Annotated in this window: 18 protein-coding genes; 6 read left to right on the plus strand and 12 right to left on the minus strand. The window is 38.1% G+C overall.

The window, feature by feature from the left end; all coding sequences use genetic code 11:
- Positions 1-46: 46 nt before the first annotated feature.
- Both dgt and AC0VZ4_RS24290 read left to right on the plus strand, forming a co-directional pair.
- The gene (dgt, locus tag AC0VZ4_RS24285; RefSeq protein ID WP_475441877.1) at positions 47-1513 is read left to right on the plus strand and encodes a dGTPase; all 1467 of its coding nucleotides are present in this window, start codon (positions 47-49) and stop codon (positions 1511-1513) included.
- Between the two features lie 238 nt (positions 1514-1751).
- On the plus strand, positions 1752-3260 hold the full coding sequence (locus AC0VZ4_RS24290; RefSeq protein WP_475441878.1) for a cell wall anchor protein: 1509 nt from the start codon (positions 1752-1754) through the stop codon (positions 3258-3260).
- Between the two features lie 226 nt (positions 3261-3486).
- Here AC0VZ4_RS24290 and AC0VZ4_RS24295 read toward each other — a convergent pair whose 3' ends face one another.
- Positions 3487-4620 carry a DUF1570 domain-containing protein gene (locus AC0VZ4_RS24295; protein ID WP_475441879.1) on the minus strand — a complete coding sequence of 378 codons (1134 nt, stop codon included), beginning with the start codon at positions 4618-4620 and terminating at the stop codon, positions 3487-3489.
- Between the two features lie 2 nt (positions 4621-4622).
- Entirely contained in the window at positions 4623-4802 is a 180-nt protein-coding gene (locus tag AC0VZ4_RS24300) for a hypothetical protein (RefSeq protein WP_475441880.1), read from the minus strand.
- Positions 4803-5176: 374 nt separating this feature from the next.
- Between AC0VZ4_RS24300 and AC0VZ4_RS24305 the strand changes: the two genes are divergently transcribed.
- On the plus strand, positions 5177-5926 hold the full coding sequence (locus AC0VZ4_RS24305; protein ID WP_475439649.1) for an IS5 family transposase: 750 nt from the start codon (positions 5177-5179) through the stop codon (positions 5924-5926).
- A gap of 578 nt (positions 5927-6504) precedes the next feature.
- Here AC0VZ4_RS24305 and AC0VZ4_RS24310 read toward each other — a convergent pair.
- Complete coding sequence (locus tag AC0VZ4_RS24310; RefSeq protein ID WP_475441881.1) at positions 6505-7602, minus strand: Fic family protein; 1098 nt, start codon at positions 7600-7602, stop codon at positions 6505-6507.
- 912 nt (positions 7603-8514) lie between these two features.
- On the opposite strand from AC0VZ4_RS24310, the gene mntA reads away from it, so the two are divergent.
- Both mntA and hepT read left to right on the plus strand, forming a co-directional pair.
- Positions 8515-8904, plus strand: coding sequence for a type VII toxin-antitoxin system MntA family adenylyltransferase antitoxin (gene mntA, locus AC0VZ4_RS24315; protein WP_033037881.1), 390 nt, complete (start codon positions 8515-8517; stop codon positions 8902-8904).
- Positions 8897-9322 (plus strand): type VII toxin-antitoxin system HepT family RNase toxin, encoded by a 426-nt coding sequence (hepT, locus tag AC0VZ4_RS24320; protein WP_475441882.1) that lies wholly within the window; start codon positions 8897-8899, stop codon positions 9320-9322. Before mntA ends, hepT begins: the two co-directional genes overlap by 8 nt.
- A 1179-nt stretch (positions 9323-10501) precedes the next feature.
- On the opposite strand, the gene AC0VZ4_RS24325 is transcribed toward hepT, so the two are convergent.
- From AC0VZ4_RS24325 to AC0VZ4_RS24335, 3 genes are all read right to left on the minus strand, one after another.
- On the minus strand, positions 10502-11419 hold the full coding sequence (locus AC0VZ4_RS24325; RefSeq protein ID WP_475441883.1) for a histone deacetylase family protein: 918 nt from the start codon (positions 11417-11419) through the stop codon (positions 10502-10504).
- A 2-nt stretch (positions 11420-11421) separates the two neighbouring features.
- Positions 11422-11886, minus strand: coding sequence for a hypothetical protein (locus AC0VZ4_RS24330; RefSeq protein ID WP_306724026.1), 465 nt, complete (start codon positions 11884-11886; stop codon positions 11422-11424).
- Between the two features lie 547 nt (positions 11887-12433).
- Positions 12434-13153: a uracil-DNA glycosylase family protein gene (locus AC0VZ4_RS24335; RefSeq protein WP_008136853.1), complete on the minus strand. Its 720-nt coding sequence runs from the start codon at positions 13151-13153 to the stop codon at positions 12434-12436.
- A gap of 390 nt (positions 13154-13543) precedes the next feature.
- On the opposite strand from AC0VZ4_RS24335, the gene AC0VZ4_RS24340 reads away from it, so the two are divergent.
- Entirely contained in the window at positions 13544-15106 is a 1563-nt protein-coding gene (locus tag AC0VZ4_RS24340) for a DNA cytosine methyltransferase (protein WP_475441884.1), read from the plus strand.
- Positions 15107-15235: 129 nt separating this feature from the next.
- Here AC0VZ4_RS24340 and AC0VZ4_RS24345 read toward each other — a convergent pair whose 3' ends face one another.
- The 6 genes from AC0VZ4_RS24345 to AC0VZ4_RS24370 all read right to left on the minus strand — a co-directional run bounded on the left by AC0VZ4_RS24345 (position 15236) and on the right by AC0VZ4_RS24370 (position 23009).
- Positions 15236-16393, minus strand: coding sequence for a hypothetical protein (locus tag AC0VZ4_RS24345; RefSeq protein WP_475441885.1), 1158 nt, complete (start codon positions 16391-16393; stop codon positions 15236-15238).
- Entirely contained in the window at positions 16380-16829 is a 450-nt protein-coding gene (locus tag AC0VZ4_RS24350; protein ID WP_475442211.1) for an ATP-binding protein, read from the minus strand. Before AC0VZ4_RS24350 ends, AC0VZ4_RS24345 begins: the two co-directional genes overlap by 14 nt.
- Positions 16816-18255 (minus strand): IS66 family transposase, encoded by a 1440-nt coding sequence (tnpC, locus tag AC0VZ4_RS24355; protein ID WP_475439950.1) that lies wholly within the window; start codon positions 18253-18255, stop codon positions 16816-16818. Before tnpC ends, AC0VZ4_RS24350 begins: the two co-directional genes overlap by 14 nt.
- A gap of 101 nt (positions 18256-18356) precedes the next feature.
- A complete protein-coding gene (locus AC0VZ4_RS24360) occupies positions 18357-20246 on the minus strand; it encodes an ATP-binding protein (RefSeq protein ID WP_475441886.1) in 1890 nt (629 codons plus the stop codon).
- 1048 nt (positions 20247-21294) lie between these two features.
- The gene (locus AC0VZ4_RS24365; protein WP_475441887.1) at positions 21295-22416 is read right to left on the minus strand and encodes an HNH endonuclease; all 1122 of its coding nucleotides are present in this window, start codon (positions 22414-22416) and stop codon (positions 21295-21297) included.
- Entirely contained in the window at positions 22413-23009 is a 597-nt protein-coding gene (locus tag AC0VZ4_RS24370; protein ID WP_008136844.1) for a class I SAM-dependent methyltransferase, read from the minus strand. The genes AC0VZ4_RS24365 and AC0VZ4_RS24370 overlap by 4 nt, the downstream gene beginning before the upstream one ends.
- Positions 23010-23090 lie beyond the last annotated feature (81 nt).

Consider the following 23090-nt stretch of genomic DNA (forward strand, 5'->3'; position numbering starts at 1 on the left):
ACCGCACACTCACTTTGCCAGTCATCTACAATAAAAAAGGACAACGATGACTATTGATTTTAGTAAAAAAATAACCCCTGCGCGCATGTATCGCACAACATCTAACTTGCAAATGGCGCTTGAAAGCGACCGAGGTCGTATAATAAACAGCGCTGCTATTCGTCGTTTGCAACAAAAAACACAAGTATTTCCACTTGAGCGTAATGCAGCCGTTCGTTCGCGCCTTACTCATTCGCTTGAAGTACAACAAGTTGGTCGTTTTATAGTGCAGCGTATTTTTGCTAATTTAAGCTACCAACAACAAAAAGACTACGGCCTAACAGGACTAGAACGCCCACTAGAAAGCCTAGTAGAAATGGCCTGCCTCATGCACGACATAGGCAATCCGCCATTTGGACATTTTGGCGAAGCAGCTATAAATCATTGGTTTAATAATAATTTGCTAAGCGTTACACCCGAACGTTGTAAAGAGCCAAATACAGGCATTGGCGTTGTTTTTAAACACCTTGCACTGGATATTTGTAATTTTGAAGGTAATGCGCAAGGCATACGTATTATTCACTCTTTGCAAACACTCAATCTAACCTACAGTCAAAGTGCGGGGATTTTAAAGTACACCCGCCCAGCAGGCCTTGATACAAAAGACATACCACAAAATAAAAACTACTTAATGAAAAAAGTTGGGTATTACTACAGCGAAAAAAGCTTCGTAGAAACACTACAAAAAGAATTAACCATAGAGCTTTATTGCCGTCATCCTGCCAGTTATATAATGGAAGCTGCTGATGATATTTCATATTGTCTTGCCGACATTGAAGACGCTGTAGAAAAAGATATTATAAGCACTGAGCTATTATGCACTCAGCTTAAAAGTCACTATAAAAAAGCACTTATAAATCTCACCATTGACGATTCTGAACACCTAGATTTTGTAGATAAAGCCGTAGACTACGCACTCGAACGCGCCAAAGCACAACCATATAACTTTAACAGTGAATTTTTTATATACTTGCGCGTTTCACTCCTGCACCCGCTGGTGAGTCATGCGGCAAAACGCTTTATCGAAAACATAGAGCCGATTTATCATGGCGACTTTAATCATGCCCTTTTAGAGGACAGAAGCCACCTGCATGCTGTTACCAAAGCATTAAAAAATGTAGCGCTTAAATATGTATTTTCAAACAAAGAAGTCGAAAAGCTCGAACTGCAAGGCTATAGAATCATTAACGGCCTACTTGATTGCTATAAACCATTACTATTATTAAATAGCGACGATTTTAAACGTGCGCTCAATGGCGATTCACGATTGTTAATCGAGTCAAGATTAGTTAAAAAACTATCTAAAAAGCACTTAAACAGCTACTCACATGCCATTAACGCCATGCAAGAGGAACCTGATCACTTTGCCGCATACGAGTTTTATTACCGTTGTAGATTGATTCAAGATTACATAAGCGGCATGACCGACCAATTTGCCTACGACGAGTATCGCAGCTTAATGGTAATAGACTAATAACGCGGTAAGTTTTAGGCTCTGTCGCCTTTCAGGATTAAAATTTGTTCAATTTAGGGGCAGCGCATGTTTGGCATTTATGCTGTGTTATTGCCTATTTATGGGGAGCAACCACACTGCATAGACTCTGCCTTGCCTAAATACCAGACATACAACCTCGAAAGATAACCAGCCCCTAGATAAATTTTAGTTTTGCGCTTAAAATCGAACTATTAATGTTTAAGCGCTATTTACCTTTATGATCACTTTACTAACACGCCTTACCTTTTGTTTTGCCCTATTTTATAGCGTTAACAGCGCAGCATATAACGAAGCCATGTGCATACTTATAAAACAAGAAATACAGCAAAATAGTGGTGATAAAACAAGTCGAAAATACAGAAACGCAATACGCGACTACAACAATAACTGTAACAAACCCAAACAAGCCCAAACATACCCAAAGCCGCCAATAGAAACAGCTCCGGTTATAACACCAGTGCAATCTCAAGTTGTGGAGCCAACACTTAACACGCCACAAAATCCAGCAACACTACAAACGCCACTGCCTGTTAGTATTGAAAATGAGCAACAACAAAACACGATTGAACAGCCAAATATTAATAATGAAGTAATAATAAATGCAGAGCCTCAAGCCAAATCAGTTATTGATCAACAAAGTACACAGCCACTAAAAAGCAGTGTACATGTAAAGGTTAAAACACCAGCAAATATAACTGCTCCCGTAGCAAAACCAGCACCGGTTATTGTACCTGTACCAATAGATCAAAGTTCGCTGCTTTTACCTAGCTTATTATTTGTAATAGTAATACTTATTGCTGTGATGGTATTAATACGTTTACGTCGCACTAAACAAAGTAAAGCCGAAATTATTGCGCCTGTGGTAACTGAAACACAGGTACTTAAATCACAAAAAATAGCCCCACCATTAAACGTAAGTACGAAAGATGCGCCAACCAAGCAAACGCCAATCAATGCGCCTGAAATAATAGATGAAAATAAAACAATAAAGAGCAACCAGCCACAATTAAAAGCCAATAAAACACAAAAAATAAACACCGATCACAATAATATTGACGAAGTCTTGCCTACAACATTAGCGCAAACAAACGAAGCAACATTTACTGAAATAAAACCAAAATCAGAACCAAACTACACCGAATTTGCAGCAGCCGCTAAAACCACTGAAGCGCAAGTTAACAAGGCCAATCGCTTCACTGAGCCACAAGTACAAGAACTTGACCCCCATGCCCAGCCTATAAAAAAACAACCTAAACAAACAACACAATCTTCTGCAACCGTGCACAGTAATCCACTCATAAATAATGAGCTAAAACCGGTTATCGCAAGCCCAGAACCGTTAAAACCTAGCGAAACTACTGACGATTTACATACACCTAAAAAAGTAGCGACCCCAGAGTTTACCAACTTTAGTTCCGCGCACAATTTTAAAGAACCAGAAATACGCACCTTCGATCCAAATGCTCCGCTACCAGGCGAAAAAGTAATGCCTAAAGCAGCACCAAGGCCTATAAACGCAGAACATGAAACAACAAAGAGTGCAGCTGAAAAAAAAGAAACAGTAAACAAAGCAAGCAGCAATCCATTTGCAAACTTATCGCTTGATGAAAGCTGGGATCCAAATTCGGCAGAAATGCCAACTATAGAAGAAAAAAAACGCGCACCTAAATCACAAGCACTCATTGACGCAGAAGAACGCGCTAAAAAAATGCAAACCAAAGAATGATCTGACTGCGATAAAAACGTAAGTGCGATTTTACATCGCGCTTTTGTTCTTGGTTTCAATAAAACACCATGCGAGGTATAAAACCTCACCTACAATAATGTAAACACCGCGCTCAACAAAGCGTAGGTGCGATTTTACATCGCGCTTTGGTTTTAGTTTCAAATTACTGCGAATGACGCATAAATAACCGTAATCCGCTCATTAACCTCATCAATATACAGACAAGTTAAAAATTATGAGCCCTAAAAGGCATTTTTAACCACTGAGAATACTCACGCTTAAGATTTGGTAATTGCGTATACAGCATTTTTTTTAACTTTTTTGCAGACAACTTACTACACGGTGATTGTTGCTCAGTAAGCATTATATTTTTTAGTAAAGCTCTACCTGCTTGTGTATCCATTAAAAAATAAATAGCAGCCCAACTACTTGCATAAAGCTTGCTGTTATCGCCTTTTTTCCACGTATCCTCTAAGCCGATTAACCAATTAATTGTAAATACACTTTTAGTAATATTGTTATTCTTTGTCCACGATCTATTTGGTTCAACAATACCTGTTTGCATATTATTTTTAGTCAGCTCAAAGTACTCCGCAAACCCTTCATTTAGCCATCTTGGTGTGTAGCCCAATACAGCCTTATTTATGGCGTGCACCGCTTCATGAACCGACGTACGCATTGCACTTTGTCCATTATCATAATGAATAAAAGCAGAATTACTCCCGTAAAAATACATACCCGCAGTGTTTTTAGGGTCACCACCGCGATGCTTTATTGCCGACTCGTAAGCACTGCGAGTAGCCAAAACCGTTAGGTTTAGTTTCACCTTTTTAAGCGCATGCACACCAATTACTTGGCCATACGCCTTAAATACCGTATTGAGCTTAATGCGCAACTCTTGATTAAATGACGACGGTAAATTAGGTGTATTTAAAGTAAGATCAAAATAATCTAGCGATTCAACAAAATCAGGATTGTAAGTTGCTACTGCAAAGTCAGGCTTTTTATCACTAAAATGAGGAACGCCTTCACTGTCGGTCCACGTAAATATATCGCCATTACGTTTATATTTAACCTCACCTAACGATACATCTACGCAACGCGTATTGTTAACTTGTGATAAGTGATTATCGGCAGATACTAACGTATGTTGCAATGTCGTTGTGCTTACTTTTTCGGGCCGTTTTGTACTTAAAGGCTCAGTAACTATTTGCGATGCTAGATAGTTATATATGCGTTTAACCTCACCAATCGGGTCACTATAATTAAATACCCGTCCAGTAAAATGATTAGCAATAAGCGCCGACGCAATTAGCAGCACAAAAAATACAAACACCACGCGTAATTTAGTTTTAAACATATTTATGGGTGCTCTTTCCACTGTGCTTCAAAAAGATCTTTTTGCTTACCCCTATATTCGCTGCACCACACAAAGTCGGCCGACCCTATCCCTTTTTTACGGCAACGTTTAGGTAGTTTATAAAATGTTGACCAAGCATCAAGCTTAGCAGCATCTTTATAGCTATCGCTGTGCAAAGACATGTTTGATACTTTTTGATTGAGTAACCAATTGCTATTAGGCGTACGAGTTGAGGTAGAAGAAGTAGCCTGATAAGCGCTACCACTCTTTTTAGGCTTACTGCAGTGATTAGCAAGCTGGGTAAATAAGAATTTATCGCGTGAGGTTAAATACTCGCCTTCTTTAATACTGTATCCATGTCTAAACTTAGACCGAATAGTTTCGCGTTCTTTTTTAATGCTATCGCAACGAGTTTGGAAGTAGGCCTCATCAGCATATAGTTTTGTAGTAAATACTGTGGTTAAAATTAGGGGCTGTTGATCTTTGTTTGAATTTTGTGCGTAAGCGGTAATCTCGTATAATTTACTTCGCCAAAAACAAACCTTACGAGATTACCATGCCCCGATTAATGCTCACTGATAAGTTGTGGTCGAAGCTAAAATCAATTTTGCTTGAAGATAGAGTTTATAACAAGCTTGAACACAGACAAACGATGGAAGGAATTTTATATCGCTTACGTGTTGGTTGCCCATGGCGTGACCTCCCTGAGTGTTTTGGTTTATGGAATACTATTTACCGCCGATTTCTACTTTGGTCTAAAAAAGGAATATTAATAAGGTTGTTCAAATCATTATCCGCCAATAGTGACACTGAGTGGGAATTCATTGATGGCAGTTATGTTAAAGCACATCAACACAGTACAGGTGCTGCGTCTCAACAAGAACAAGCGATAGCATTAAGTCGTGGCGGTAATACAAGTAAAATTCATTTAGCTGTTGATAGTTATGGCTTACCAATTGAATTTATTATTACAGGCGGCGATGTTCATGATAGTAAAGTGGCAAATGAACTGATTGAATTATTGCCCCAAGGCGATTTTGTTATCGCAGACAAAGGCTATGATAGTGAAGTCATTAGAAATAAGGTTCGAGAGAGAAACTCAAGCCCAGTGATCCCTAGAAAGAAAAACTCAAAAACAGGTAATGGTGATATTGATTGGTGCTTATATAAATATAGGCATTTAGTTGAAAATGCCTTTGCAAGGCTAAAGCACTTCCGTGCTATAGCGACAAGGTACGATAAATTGAAATTACAGTTTGAGAGTATGTTAGCGCTGGCATGTGCAATGATTTGGCTACCAATGTGAAAGATCAACAGCCCCTAATCAAAAAAGCAAAAATTAAAGCTATGGGTGGGAGTTCACATTAGCCTTGGCTTTAATAAAGCGCCCACGAGGTATAAAACCTCACCTACAATAATTAAACCACCATATTCAACAAAACCGTAGGTGCGATTTTACATCGCGCTTTGGTCTTGGCTTTAACAAAAACACCATGCGAGGTATAAAACCGCACCTACAACAATACAAACACCACACTCAACAAAGCGTAGGTGCGATTTTGCATCGCGCTTTATTCTTGGTTTCAATAAAACACCATGCGAGGTATAAAACCTCACCTACAACAATACAAACACCGCGCTCAGCAAAGCGTAGGTGCGATTTTACATCGCGCTTTGTTCTTGGTTTCAATAAAACACCATGCGAGGTATAAAACCTCACCTACAATAATTAAACCACCATATTCAACAAAACCGTAGGTGCGATTTTACATCGCGCTTTGTTCTTGGTTTCAATAAAACACCATGCGAGGTATAAAACCGCACCTACAACAATTAAACCCCCTATTCGCCTCACATGGCGAGGTGAATAGGTGTTTAATTGCCTCATTGGACAACCTTGTAACGTGTACTACGCCCACCTGCGGCGGTTTTTATCATGAATCCAAGCGTTTGCAAGTCCGATAAATGGCGTGTTGCGGTTGCACGGCTAACCTTAGCCACTTTTTGATACTGACTCGCACTAATACCCTGTTCAAATTGGCCATCAAGTAACTTATTAAGCACTTTTACTTGCTGCTCACCTAACTTTGTTTGATCTTTACTTGCCCAGTAATTGGTTTTAAAAATTGTTTGCTCAATATTATTAAGCGTATGGTGTATCGCATTATTGAGCGTACGTAAAAACCACTTAATCCACTTTGTAATACAAAGCTCTCCACGCTGAGTTGCTTCAAGCACTTCGTAGTAGCTTTTTCTGTCTTCTAAAATAGCCACCGACATAGCGTAAAACCGAATTGACTCAGCATGTTCTTGCGCTAATGCCAGATCGGTTATAAGCCGTGTAATACGCCCATTACCATCCTCAAGTGGATGTATTGTTACAAACCATAAGTGTGCGATAGCTGCCCGAATAAAAGGGTCTATTTGAGGTTCATTTTGCGCTTTGTTAAACCAGTTAAAAAATAGCGAAAGCTCTTTATTTACTCGCTCTTTAGGAGGCGCTGTAAAATGTAATATCGGTTTATCTAAGCGCCCCGACACTACTTGCATAGGCTCGTCACCACGCAATTGCCCGCCTTCAATTTTAGTAAACAAGCTTTGCTCACCTGCAAACAATAAGCGATGCCAATTAAGCACTCGCTCTAAATTAAGCGCTGAGTCTGTGTTATTTATCGCATCAAGCATAATCTCTGCAAGATTATCGCTTTGCACAGTTGTTGGGTAAGGCTGCTCATCAATATTGAGCTTTTTTGCAAGTGAAGAGCGAACCGAAAATGCATTAAGCTTTTCGCCCTCAATCGCACTGGAGTGAATAATATTTGCAAGTAAGGTATCAAGGGCCTGCTGCTTTTGATGAGCAGTTTGCACGCCCATACGCCCTACTAATAAACCTTGATTATATGAAAGCTCCCTTAGCAAAGGAGCAAGCGCCGCATAATCCCACGTAAAGTTTGGCCAGTTTTGCTGTTGCCATATCCACATAGTCTTTATGTCCTAAAATTGATTAGCTTCAGTCTACGTCAATTATTCGCCTCATACAATGAGGCAAATAATTGTGTTAATTGCCTCATTACTTTTAAGCGCTACACAGAGAAGAAATAAACAAGCAATTTAAAACGAGGTGTAAACCTCACCTACAACAATGTAAACACCACACCCAACAAAACCGTAGGTGCGATTTTACATCGCGCTTTTGGTTTTAATTTATTTTTCGAACCTAAATAAACGCATCCATATTTGGTAATTGTATTATTTGCTCACTCAGCTTATTTGCAACTTTATTAATTATTTTTATGCATAAATGAATGTGGGATAATTCAGAAGTAAATAAGTTATTTTTGAGTTTAAATGTATATTTATCGTCCACAAGTTAACTTTACCTTATTTATAAACAATAGAATCGAATCTAAAATATAAATTACTTAAGCTAAGTTAATGACACTTTGAGATTGATAGCTCACTTAAGCAACTGCAGAAGCCCAGCTTGCTATTAGGGCTTGTGACCTTTCGTGATTAATTTTGCAGCAGACTGTTTGGTATTCAGGCAAGGCAGAGTCTATGTGGTGTGGTGTGGTGTGGTTATTCCCCATAAATAGGCGATAACGCAGCATAAATACCAAACATGCACTGCCTTTTGGTTTTTTTAGGGACAATTAACTCTTTGTTGCTCGGCTTTTACTTATTCTTGCATGGATGTAAGCCAGTAGGGTAAAGCAGAAGCAGTCACCGAGCCCACTAGGTTACAAACCTCGCGGCGCGATTTAATAGCCCCTAGATTGAACAAATTTCACCCCACAAAGGTCAACACGCCCTAAATAAAACAAATATCAATTTTAATGTTCACTAGAAAACTGATAGGTTATTATTACAGTTTTTATCAATGGTTAGTTTTTCGTGGCAAATGAAGTTATACAGAAAATAATTAAGTACTTGCAGCAAAACACCGACATTGACGTGGTTTGGTTATATGGCTCCCACGCAAAAGGGACGGCCCAACCCCATAGTGACATTGACTTAGCCGTAGCATTTAAAAACTTTGATCTGGAGTTCTTTGATAAGCGCCTTAGACCAAAAGAGCTTGAGCTTGAAATAAGTAATGCACTCAACCTTAACGAACAACTTATTTCGATTGTTGATATAAATATTATTCCAAGTTATTTAGCTTTCAACGTTATTGAATATGGAAAAATAATTATAAGCAATAATAGTGTTAGAGCGATGAAAGAGCAGCAGCGTATATATAGCCAGTTCGAATTTGAAACCATAGCGAGTAAACATGACTGATACCGGAATTACACTTTATTTAAGTGAAGTAACACGCCATATTGACGAATATATGCAAGAACTCGACGAACTCAGTCAAATCGATTCACTTAATAGCAGAGACTACCGAGCCGCAGAGCGATTACTACAGTTAATGGCCGAGGTGTGTATTGGTTTATCAAAGCATTGGCTTAAGCAGCACAAAAGTAGTACCAGTAGCAACGCCTATCAAACATTTAGCGAACTTACTAATTTAGGCTTTTTGAGCGAGGCAGAACTACTGTCATGGCGTAAAATTATAGGCTTACGAAATGCTCTTGTTCACGATTACTTAAATATTGATAAAAGTATCGTTAAAACAATCATTAAAAAGCAACACTACATAACTATGCACGCATTTAGTATTAAAGCGATTACAGAGCTAAACAAAGATTCATAGATAAAACCTCACCTACAATAATGTAAACACCGCATTCAACAAAAGCGTAGGTGCGATTTTACATCGCGCTTTGGCTTATATAACCTTAACGCTCACCTAACACCTGTAGACGCAAAGCTTGCTTGCGTGAAAAGCGCAGCTTTTAATTTGTAGATGGGCTTTATCGCCACAACTTTGTACACGCCTAAACACAATGCGAGGTATAAAACCTCACCTACAACAATGCAAACACCGCGCTCAACAAAGCGTAGGTGCGATTTTACATCGCGCTTTGGCTTTTAAACAAAGCTCACTCAAACACCTGTAGGCGCGAAGCTTGCTCGCGCGAAAAGCGAAGCTTTTAAAATAATTGACTTAATATCGCGTTGGCGTTGGCAACCAAGGGGCGCATAGCGCTGTCTCCCTTTAGAATCACACGGCCCCCTCAATTTCACTTATCTTTAAACACAAAATCAATATGGACGTAAACGCCATGAAAGCATCACTTCCCTCGAATCCATGCGAGGTAATTACTCATTAATTATGTGTTTGCAGGTGAAGTCGAAAGGGGGAGAATTACCTAAGCAGCAGCCTTAAAATTTGCTGTAGACGCGAAGCTTGCTTGCGTGAAAAGCGCAGCTTTTAATTTGTAGATGGGTTTACTCGCTGCAACCTTGTACACGCCTAAACACAATGCGAGGTATAAAACCTCACCTACATTAATTTAAACACCACTCTCAACAAAAGCGTAGGTGCGATTTTACATCGCGCTTTGTTCTTGGTTTTAATAAAGCACCATGCGAGGTATAAAACCTCACCTACAATAATGTAAACACCACTCTCAACGAAACCGTAGGTGCGATTTTACATCGCGCTTTGGCTTTTAAACAAAGCTCACTCAAACATCTGTAGGCGCAAAGCTTGCTCGCGCGAAAAGCGCAGCTTTTAAAATAATTTACTTATATCGCATTGGCGACGGCAACCAAATATTGATCTGATATACAGATAAGTTTTACTGCAAGTAACTCCCTGCTTAAGTTGGAGCTTATAGGCCCCCCATAAAAACCATTGTCAACTCCAGATAATTATGTTTTAAAAATTGTGGCAAAAACTTATATTAGAAAATCTGAATAATGAATGAAAGGCTTTAGTATCTTGTAAAATAGTAACAAAATCAAAGATATTAGTTGGATTTGTATTTTATAGTACTGAGCATGCTTTAATCGCAGCAGTTATAGCTAAAGCACTTTGTTTAGAATACCCTCCGCCACCAGTGACAACAGTTGGTATTTCAAGACTTTTCAAGTGAGAAAGTATGAATTTCTCCCGTTCAGCAACATCTTTAACGGTAAGTTTAAAACCACCTAATTTATCAATAGCCAACACATCTGTTCCGGCAATAACAAATGCTAGGGAATAATCAGCTTTTACTAACTTGAGTGCTTGATTTAACTTCTCTAAATATTCATGGCCTTCAACACCACTTTTCAATGGAACAGAAAAATTGACTCTGTTACGCGTAAAATCAGAGGTTGGATAAATATCTGCATTATATACATCTAATAAATGGATATTTTCATTGTCTTTGAAAGAATAGGCATTACCGTTACCGTGATGCGCATCAACATCTATAATCAATACTTTATCAGTTTCACTTAACTGACCATTCTTACGTAATTGTTGATAGCTAATTCCAATATCATTATAAATACAAAAGCCTTCCATATTAACGTTGCTAGCGTGGTGAAAGCCCCCTGATAAATTCCACATAATATCGCCAGAGCCCAATGCTTTTTCAGCCCCAAGTAAAGTTCCCGCAACAGCTAAGCGCATAGGTAACAAAATTTTATTATCGAGAAAATCAAAGCTAACAAAAGGAATTTTAGGAACTTCCAAAGCCCTAAATACAAGCGTTTTACTTAAAACCAACTTTCTCATTAATTCATTGAGGTATTCATTGATCACGACAGATGAAACAGGCCCCATTGGATGGATTATTTCAATATTTAAGCTATCAAGCTCTGTAATTACTTTTGCAAACTTCTCACCATCAAACGGGTGCAAGTATTTTAGTAACCCTAATTGATAATTAAAGCGGGGCTCATAAATAATTTTCATGTCTATGCATTTTCCGTTTCTGCAAGTTCCTTAGCGTAACGTAATACTTCATGGGGTGTCCATATGCCCCCCCCTAATGTTCTTGCTAATTTACCATATGCACCGGCATTAGGTTTAAAACTAGGCTCTTTATCACAGGCTACTTTTAAGCAATCCGCAACAACATTTGAACAATTGAATTTAGCTAGCTGGTATTGTGGTATGTTTTCCATCAAAGAAACAACGTAATCTTCTAGGGCACTAGTGTTAGCGTCTGAAATAGTAACAGTTATTGGACGGCAGTTACCCTCACTTTCAATATCAAACTCCAAAGCTTGCATAAAGTGCCCTGGACGGCGTCGCTTTATTTTTAAATCTTTTTTACCAGCATCATCAGCTGGCCAAAAGCTAATGTAAGTAGTACCAAATGATATTGAAGCATGACCAACCATACTCCCGTGAGGTAACCAGACGTGTACTTTTAACATATCAAAATCCTTTTGAATTTCCTAATTTAGGTTCACTCTATATTCCTACGATTCAAAAATCAATTCAAAACATAAGTTGATCCTTAGATTTTGTTATTATGATTGATAAATTTCGAGGGTATTGCGATAGGATTCCTTAACACCCTATATTACGTTTAATTCTGAACCTGATGATATTGATGACGTTGATTTCAGAATATCGCATTGGCGATGCAACCAAGGGGCGCATAGCGCTGTCCCCCCTTAGAATCACACAGCCCCTCAATTTCACTTATCTTTAAACACAAAATTATTATGAGCGTAAACGCCATGAAAGCATCGCTTTCCTCGAATCCATGCGAGGTAATTACTCATTAATTATGTGTTTGCAGGTGAAGTTGAAAGGGGGAATGTCTTAGCAGCGGCCTTAAAATTTGCTGTAGGCGCAAAGCTTGCTCGCGCGAAAAGCGAAGCTTTTAAAATAATTTACTTATATCGCGTTGGCAATGGCAACCAAGGGGCGCATAGCGCCATGTGTTCATTATTGAAATACATTATTTCAACAGCTTTATATACCTGAAAATTCTTTCATCCATTTTAAAATAGGCTCTTTGTTTGGGCTATAGTAACTTAAATGCGGCAAGCCTATTATTGCAGTTGACCTACCATTAATATCAGCTTTAAAACCATAACATTGCCTCTCTCCATGCTCTGCTGGAATGGTTTCAAAAGTATTTAAATTACTTTCATCACAGTACATCGATTTTAAAAAGCCAAACGGTGAGTGAAGTTTGCCATTTCCAAAAGTGATGATTACTTTTGGTCTCACTATTTCTATAACAGCTTGATGAAAAGGCCAAAAAGTACCTGCAAAGCCAAAGTTATAATCTTCGTGAGATGATGATTTTGAAGTGGTAAAAATTAAATTGCTAGCACATACATCAGCCACACTTTGGTCCAGTCCTTCAAGTAAACCTTGAATTCGCTTTTGAAGTGGAGCGGATCCTTTTGCATATTTATTGTTGCCTTGCTTAGAAGTCGATTTCTTTTTGGGTTTTTCCCATTCTTCATCTAAAAAAGCATTACTCGTGCGAACTAGTGTATCTGCCATAAAATTACCTAACTTGCATTCACCAGATCCACCCGGGTTTAAACCTAATAAATACACATCTCCTTTTTTTAAGGTTTCATGCGAGCTATAAATCCCCTCACCAAAGCGGTTATATAAATGACCAAATTGTTGTGTAGCTATGCCTAGCAGCTGTTCCTTCTTAATCCCTATATCCATATTTATTCCTTTTTTTCCTATTAAGACCTTATTGCAGAATATGATTTATACATTAAAAAATTGTAATAAACTAATTAAATGTCGAGGGTACTCTCAATGAAATTTTCTTAGCAGCAGCCTTAAAATTTGCTGTAGGCGCTCAGCTTGCTCGCGCGAAAAGCGAAGCTTTTAAAATAATTTACTTATATCGCATTGGCGATGGCAACCAAAGAGAAGTAACCGCCGACTTCTCTTTGGAATCTCTCGGCGTCCCGAGGGTCACATTATTTCCTCAATTTAAATTAGTGCTGCTAATTTGTTCTATTAGTAGTAGTGCTACTATTTAAAACTTTAAGACTATGTATAAGCCTGGTATCATCCCACGTCATTAATTTATTTAGTAGTAAAGTTATGGAAAACGGTGAAATTCTTGTTATAGATTTATTCGCAGGCCCGGGTGGTCTTGGCGAAGGGATTTCAGCAGCCCAAACTTCCGATGGAAAATCACCTTTTCAAATAGGTATTTCTGTTGAAAAAGATTTCCATGCCCATAAAACTCTTACTACTCGTGCTTTCTTTCGCTCACTCAAAACAAAATCTCAGCCATTAGATAATTACTATAATTATCTGCACGGAAAAATTACACGTGATGAGTTGTTTAAACTTCACCCCGATGTTGCAACAGAAGCCAATCAAGAAACTCTCAATGGTGCTAAAGAACTTGGTAAAGATAATAAGCTTATTCATAAGCGTATTAAAGATCTTGTAAAAGAGCATAAAGGGCCAAAATTACTAATTGGTGGGCCTCCATGCCAAGCTTATTCACTTGCAGGGCGTTCTCGAAATGCTGGGAATAAAAGTTACATTGCAGAAGAGGATACTCGCCACTTTTTATATAAAGAATACTTAGAAGTAATTTGCCTAGCGAAGCCTGATATTTTTGTGATGGAAAATGTAAGAGGAATACTTACAGCAAAAGTTAACGGCCAAGTCATGTTTCCACAAATATTAGAAGATTTGCGCAGCCCTGGTTCAATAACAAAGCATAAAAAAATTCCAAAATATAAAATCTACTCATTAGTAGTTGATGCGGAGAATCCAGAAGACCCACAATACAAAGATACAGCTGATTTTTTAATTCGTTGTGAGCAATACGGTATACCTCAAGCTAGGCATCGTGTAATTTTACTTGGTGTACGTGAGGATATTAAAGCAACCCCAGAAACACTAAAACTATGCGAACACCAAGTTACTGTAGAACAAGCTATTAGTGACTTACCAAATTTACGCAGCGGCTTCTCAAAGCAAAAAGATAACGCAAAAGATTGGGAAACAGCTGTTACTAAAAATGCAGCTAAGTTAAAGCGAATTCTGAAAAAACAATTTGACTCAGAATCTACCAAATCTTTAAGCCTTAAGCCAAAAACCGGTTTGTCTAGAATAGAGACTGAATTAAGCGATAAACCTCCAACCATGCCAGATCCACTAAAAGCTTGGTATATAGACCCTAACTTAAACGTAGTACTAAACCATGAAACCAGAGGGCACATGGTCGATGATTTACTCCGCTACGCATACTGCGCTGCATATGCTCAAATTGAAGGCTCATCACCTAAATCTCGTCACTTCCCCAAAGAGTTAGCTCCAGCCCATGCAAATTGGGATACAGGAACACACGCAGACCGCTTTAGGGTACAAGTTGCCAGTAAATATGCTACGACAGTTACAAGCCATATCTCGAAGGATGGGCATTACTTTGTACATTACGATCCTCAACAATGTAGAAGTTTGAGTGTTCGTGAAGCTGCACGCTTACAAACGTTTCCCGACAACTATATCTTTGAGGGAACTAGAACGAATCAATATGTGCAGGTAGGAAATGCTGTGCCACCTTATTTGGCACAGCAGATAGGTAAGATTATCATCAACCTAATAAAATCAATTGGTCCAAAAACTTATTCCAAAGATTACTAAGTGGAATAACATCTATCTTTTGGAATTTTAGCTAGAGTTTCACTCAGAATAGTTTTTGATAACTCATTCAGTTATTGACTTTTTCTTACAAAGTTCTTCCTTATTTTATTGACTTCGTTTAGCTGAAACTTAGTAATGAGAATAATCAGGAGAACCAATACGGTTAAAGTAAGAACCAAGCCTCTGCACTAATGAAGGAACAAACTCATTTGAAAGGCTTGCATATTTATTTTCTCTAAAACTAGTCAATTTTTCATCGCCATTTTTTTTAATAAAAATCATGTGATCAAATTGTGCATGAAAAGGACCATAACTATTATCAATGTCCTTCTTTATCTTAGGTAAGAAATGTAAAGAGCTTTTGTTACCACCATGCGAAAACATATTTCGCTTCTTATTTTCTTCCTTTGCAATTGCTCTTTCAATATTTTCTTTATCATCGTTAACTTCAAGTAATTCATTATTTTTATCTATGATTTTCTGATCTATTTTTTCTAGTTCAGCTGCTACAGATTTCAGTTCGACAAATTGAAAAGTATTATTTTTTTTATTAGCGATTTCACATCGGGGAGTTACGAGTATATAGTGCTTATCCTCAAACACAGTAATGTCCCCTGTATCCCAACTCTGTTTTAATGGGGGTACAAAATAATATTCTTCAGGATGTACATTAGTAACTTTATTTAGATATGAGGCGTGGAGGTGTGTAGCCATATGCCTAATTAACGAAGCGTTCATTTCATCAATATTCACCTCCTCTTTACCGACCCACTCTTCCCAACGAGGCCAAATAGAATCATAAAATAGATTAGACATTGTATTGTTAAACTGTTCTTTTACATGAAGAATTGACTCTAATATTTGTAGTTGCTCTTCTACAAACCAAGTTAACAATTGATTCTTGGTCTTGCTATCTCTACCAAAAACTTTTATAAATTTTTTATGCCTAATCTCAATATCGTCCTCAGCGTCTTTCTCCTGTCCCGTATATATAGCGACTATAGCTTTTTTTCGAGTCATTATTGACTTGATAACTTTTAAACCATCCGTATTCCCATGATTCGAGGCATCACCTTCCTCCTCTAAACGAATGTCTACAACAGCAGCGCTAAAAGAGAATGTCTCTAACTTACCTTCTGCCTCAGAAAATGACTTTGCATACTCAGCATAGAAAATATACTTATTACCTGCATTAGTTGCTAATGCGTTAAATTGCTTTATTGAAGTTTGCCAAGATGTAATTTCCTCATTTTTATCTTCAATGATTAAAAGATTAATTTTTTTCATTGCTACTTTCCTTACTCACACTTGGGAACTCAATTACAAATTTAGTCATTTCTGCTTCTTTATCAAAATACATATCGCCATCACTATTTCTAATAGCCTCTCTTGCTATTACAAGTCCCAATCCGTGCCCATGTGTTTTAAGAGAAAAACCAGCCTCAAATAACTTTTCATGATGCATTTCATTTATTATTGGCCCATTATTTTCAATGATAAGTATAACTTTATTAGCTTCTACACGAGCTTGAACCGTTATAACTTTATCTGCCAATTCAATAATACCAAGCCAATGAGCTGCATTTATAATTACATTCATTAAAGCTGCTTGTAAGTCAGCATTAAAACCGTAACAAAAAATGTCATCAGGGCAGCTAATCTCTAAAATAACATCATTTTCTTTGCGAATATAATTAGTTAATCTGTAACTATTCAGCCACATTTTCAATAAATATATCAGGTAACTGATTTTTGAAGAGTAATTCAAGGGCTAGGCTTGCTGATACATGCTGTTTTCTGCAAGTCGAGAGGTAGCTTCTGATTAAACAAAACATCTCTGCACCTTGCATGCTTCTGAAGCACCCAGATATCTTTTGATGAACCTTGGTCATCCTAATATCATTCTCACCTTGGTTGTTGCTAAAAGGCACCGCCGTTTCCGTCATGAACCGTAAGACATCATCTTGATAACCTCTTAACCGCTCTAACAACGCTCTAGACTTTGTTCGTTTCAATCTGCCTCGCTGGCCTTTTACTCGGCTGTTTCTATCCGGTGGAGGGCATTTAATGTCACCTTGAGCCAATATTTGTTGATATTTCTCTATATAGTGAGCTTTTGTGTCTGCATCTAGCTCGGGGTTATCTATTTGATGTTTATTGATTTCAGTCAGTAGGGTTTGCAAATCCTTTGCCCATTGCATACCGTCTTGCTCCCATGCCCTTTCTAACTCTCGGATATGATGTGCATTACACAAGGCATGTTGGCACTGTGTATATTGATAATACGGTTTCCAGTGGTCGTGGCATAGTACCCCAGTAAAGTGAGGTAAAATATCGGCGTCATCCATCGCTATTTTCCCTCTTTTCTCATGCGGGTAAAAATACGTCCACCACGTCGTTGATGCACCATGAAGCCATCGTCGTTTACCACCTATATTAATCCCCGTTTCATCAACGTGTAAGGCTTGATAAGTCGTTTTCAGGGCTTTCTTGAGCGCGGCTTCTGCGCCGGAGGACTTTACCAAGGCCGCTGCTTGTTCATTAAAGTTAAATAAACTACCCGCACTGATTGGAATACCGAGTTGATCACAAAAATATTCTTCAATGCGGTTGTAAGGGAGTAATTGATATTGGGATAGGTAAACTGCATGGGCTTTTACACCAACCCCATATTGAATAGGACTGTTAACGTCTTCTGGAAATTCACCAATAAAACGCTTACCTTGCTCATTTTCCAGAATTTGTGCTTGGTATTCAGTGACCACTTTCCTGATATCTATATCGACAACCTGTCGTTTTTGAAAGCCAATTTCACGGTAGTGACCTTTCGGTAAAAAATCACGTTCAACTAGGATGATTTTGATCTCATCAGGCGTCTGTGTTTGGGTTAGTGTTTTACCTGCACGGCCTTTTTGACCACCCGCTGACTTGGCTGATTTCTCTTTGTTTTGTTTTTTTCGGTTGATGTCTTTTGATGGCGGGATACTGCTATTGTTACTGTTAAGTCCTAATTTACTTGCTAACATAACAACGACAACCAGAATGAGTTCAATAGACATCTTCAGCGCAGGCGTGAGAGTTTTACCTTCTTGTAATTGAGCTTTGGTTTTCTCAACGATTTCGTCGATGTTGATGCTGTTTAAATTCATTGAAGCTAGGGCTATTAGGTCATAGCCCTAGCTTGGCATACTGGCGGGATCGGTCAATAGTTAAAAAAGATCCTTTGAAAATAATTTACCATGGTGAATAGTTACGTTAATCTTTGGGTATTCTCTATAACTTCCAAAACGTTAAAAAAAGATGGCTTTCCTCGTTTTCTACCAGATATAGGATCTATATCTTTAAATAATTTAGTAATACCTTGTGTGCCACCGTCTAGTACCTGTAGTGCATTTGGTAAATCTGTTCTTGCAATATCACCTAATTCATTATCTTCAATAAAATATGAACCAAATTGATTTAAAAACTCTTTAGTTTCATTAATTGAACTTAGGTAGGCTCTTCCTTCATGCAATAGCTCAGCTACGACATTACCTAATGCAGCCCTCGTTTCAAGAAGTTGTAAATATTCCTTCATCCCTGTTAAAACTTTTTCCATTTCATTCGAAGTTTTACTCACTTCAGCCTGGATAGCTTTTTTATCCTCTTTTGATAAATTTGCAATTGAATCTATGGCAGCATTAACTTTATTAAACTTTGCAATTTCAAAAGCTGAGTCAAAGTCTTTCTTTGGTTTTCGGCTTATGCCAGCTTTTTCTCTAAATGTATGGCGTTCTGCTTCTATATGCTTAAGCAGTTCATTTAACAACCTCTTGAGCCTTTTGAATGAGCCGTTCTCTTCTAAGCCCTCACGGCTACTTCTTTCAACTAAGCTAGACTGTGCTTCATCTTGTATAATTACTTCACCACCAATTTGGCCATGGCCAACACGAAAGGACGGGTTTTGTACTCTTCGTTTCTCCAGGTTAAGCCAATCGTGGTCGTGATGGCCATATGGCCGTACCCTAAAATTGTTCCTATAAATACCGATACCTGTATTTTGAGCTATAAACTCTCTTTTTTCTTTTACAGAAAAGCTATTTGTATTCAACCCCATTTGTGTAAATAAGCGTTTAAGTGACTCGGGTTCCAAGTCGAATAACTTTAAAGTTACTTCAGTAACACCACACGAAGTTTCATTAATTTTGTAACTCGGAGCTTCTAGCGTGATATCTTTTTTTTCGTTATCACCTCTTACTATTTGATAATAACCTGTAAAATGACCATCACTATCAAACGATCCTTTTACATAATAATCAGAATGCTCTCCTAAGGTATAAGGATTGATAATAAACTGATCTTTGTCCGATAACTCTTCATCGTCTAATAAACTATCTAAAGTACGATTGCACTGTTCAAAAAGCTCTGCTCCGTCAAAATCATAAGGCGAAAAATCAACTTCTTTTGATTTTTTATTCTTCAATTTTAAATATTTAGCCCTTTCTTCAGAAAGTTTAAAGCTAGATAAATCAAGCTTTATATTAAATGAGTCGATGCAATATTTATCATGTTTAGCTAGCCTCCTTAATTCTTGAATTAGATCACTAATCTGTGTTTTATCCCAGATATCTTTTAAGTTTTTGACTTCAATTGTGAGACCTGGAGATATATCAGAGTCTAATACTTCTAGATCCTCAACTATAATATCTATATCTTCCAAGTAATTGGCCTGCTCGAATATCTCCCAATTAATAAAAAGTCTACTTTTCTGTAAGTTACCATTAACTTCAGCAAGTGAGGTTAGCTCAACAGTGTGACCAATTCTGGAAGTAGCAAACCTACCAACACCTTTGGCTCCTAATACACTTCTTTTACCAGATCTAGATTTTGAATTTTTTGATTTTATATCGGTTGCTGGCTCTAACCAAATTCCTGTAATATCATCTAAACTCATTCCATGACCATTATCTTTAATAGTGATTTTTCCACCATATTCTAGAGCTTCTTTTTTGTATTTACCTGGCTCTATTTTGATATCAACTTGTTCAGCATCAGCATCATAAGAATTCTTAACTAATTCCAAAATTGCCGCTACTGGACCACTAATTAACTTATCCCCAATAGATCTTATTAATCTAGCTCTTGGTTTAAACTTTGCCATGTAAACCTCTTATTGATTCATATAAGAGTAGTTGTTACTAATCTTATTTTAATTTGAATGACATTTAGAATGCCATTATCTAATATTAATTTTTCAATTTTAAATAATAAACTCGGTTGATTATAAACACCAATCTACCAACACACTCCAACTCCCCGTGATCACACCTGAAACTTAGTTGATGATGAGTAATTTACAGCATGGATGCTGTACAAAGCGTAGCTTGGCCATGGATGGCTTATCTACGCTGATTACGTTCACATCATTAACGTAAGTTGAAGACACTGTGTGATCTTCGGGTGCGCCGTGGGTGACGAGTGACCGAAGCGAAGCTTCGCAGCACGAGGAAGTGGAAGCATGGATGCTGACAGGAACCCTGCTTCATGGACGAATTACCTCGTACAATGTCAAAATATCTCTCAAATGCCGCCCTTTGGTTGCCATCGCCAACGCGATATAACCTCGAATAGAGGTTTTTAATCCATTGAATCCATACGCCAAAGCACCAATTTATGAGCGCGATATAAAATCGCACCTACATATTAATTACGTCGAAATTTAAAAGCTTCGCTTTTAACGCCAGCAAGCTGCGCGTCTACAATACACAGCGCGATATAAAATCGCACCTACACATTAATTACGTCGAAATTAAAAAGCTTCGCTTTTAACGCCAGCAAGCTGCGCGTCTACAATACACAGCGCGATATAAAATCGCACCTACACATTAATTACATCGAAGTTTAAAAGCTTCGCTTTTAACGCCAGCAAGCTGCGCGTCTACAATACACAGCGCGACATAAAATCACACCTGCACATTAATTACACCGAAGTTTAAAAGCTTCGCTTTTAACGCCAGCAAGCTGCGCGTCTACAATACACAGCGCGATATAAAATCGCACCTACACATTAATTACACCGAAGTTTAAAAGCTTCGCTTTTAACGCCAGCAAGCTGAGCGTCTACAATACACAGCGCGAGATAAACTCACGCCTACAACACGAACTACAAATTCTGTATTACACGTCATACTTTGGCTTTTCTTCAGCCACTAAATTAAGCCCAGAAATTGGTTGCTGATATTTAAAACCAGCCGCTTCTTCAAAACTACCTTTCGCGACCCATAATTTGCGCTGTTAGCCTGTGCAACCTGATATGCCCAATTACTTACCGATTGTGATTTATCTGCATCGCAATAAAAATATGGCTTCAGTTGTTTGGTTATTTCATGCGAATAAATATCGAGGTTTTGCTCAACCCAGCGATCACGATGAATTAATGCTGCAAGATGATCGCGTTTGCTATTATTGCAATCTGAGTGTGCTGCCACAAAGTTATGAGCTAAGTCGTTTGGATAACGTTTAAAGGGGATAAAATGATCGATTTCGAGTGCTTTGCTATCAGGTTTAGCCTTGCTTTTTGTAAGGTTCAATGGTTTCTGACAGTAAAAACATAATCCTTTTTGTATATCTATCAGTAGTGGTGCAACCTGCTTTAAGGCTGTTCGGTTAGTTCCAAATAAAAAATCTTGTAACTGGCTTTGCGGGCCAATTAACGATTGATTAGATTTTATTGTTTGTACTTTTTCTAACCACTCAGTTGTAGCTAAATGCACAACCAAATCGTAAAAACGCCTAAAGCACTGATCAATACCCACATTTAAGCGAATACTTTTAGGCTTTCGCGCCTCACCTATTAATGTATGGGAATATAAAAAGCACTCTTCTTGCCCTGATAATAACTGCAAACGCCACAATGGCCCTTTTATGAAAGTATCACGCAGTGAACTTATTACCTTTTCGTATTGATCTGCATTTTTAAAAGCGGTATAGCTTTTAACGCCCGCATTTTGTAATTTAAATATCTCGGTAATAAATTTTGCTTGGCCTTTGCTGTTTTGTTTAAGCAGCATGTCTTCACTGTTAGTAATGAGCGACGATGAATCGATTGAATAAGGTATTGAGTGATTCCAATAAAGTTGAATAAATTTATCGACTAAGGTGTCGATTTTTATTTCCATTTGTGTATTGGGATTATGTTCTTTTTGCTCCACACACACATCGGCAATTGCATGTAGTAACACATATTTATAAGTAGCTGTGAATTCACCTTCGACCAACATACGTTGTATATATGCAATAAAGTCGAGCTGTTGCTGCATTGCTCCAATCATAAAACGTGCACTACTTTAATAAGCGCATTTAACCACACTTCACTTTCGCGTTCTGGTCGCTTGTCAACACTTTGCCATTGTTTAATCGCTTTTAACTGCGTATGGCTAAGTAAATGCGTTAAAGCATTTTCGTTTAAATCGGTAAATTCACGACCATTATGCACACGCTCTGACTCGCCATATTTAAACGATACATACAAAACACCATTGGGTTTAAGCGCATTTTGTAGGTTTAAAAACACCTGCGGTAACTCAGCTTTTGGAACGTGCAATAAACTAGCGCAGCACCAAATACCGTCGTATTGATTTACACAATTTAGCTGTTGGAATGTTTTAACCGCTACAAGTTGTTGTAAATAACTGCTTGCCAACTCTGCCAGCTCTGGGCTTGCATCAAACGCACTTACAGTGAAACCCTGCGCTTTAAAAAATGCGGCATCGCGTGCACTGCCACAACCGGCATCTAAAATACTCCCGTGTTGTGCAACGTGCGGTAAAAACTCAGCATAAAGCGCCGACATATCAACGTTTAGTGTTGAGTCGCTAAAGGCTTTGGCATTTTGGTCGTAATAAGTAAGTGTGGCGTTTGACACGAGACTCACCGCTCCTTGGCTAATCGTCTAACAGCTAAGGCACTGTTAATACTGCATTCATTATTTGTTCAATCTACAGGA

The sequence above is a fragment of the Pseudoalteromonas sp. QJM3NY_22 genome (assembly GCF_056173065.1).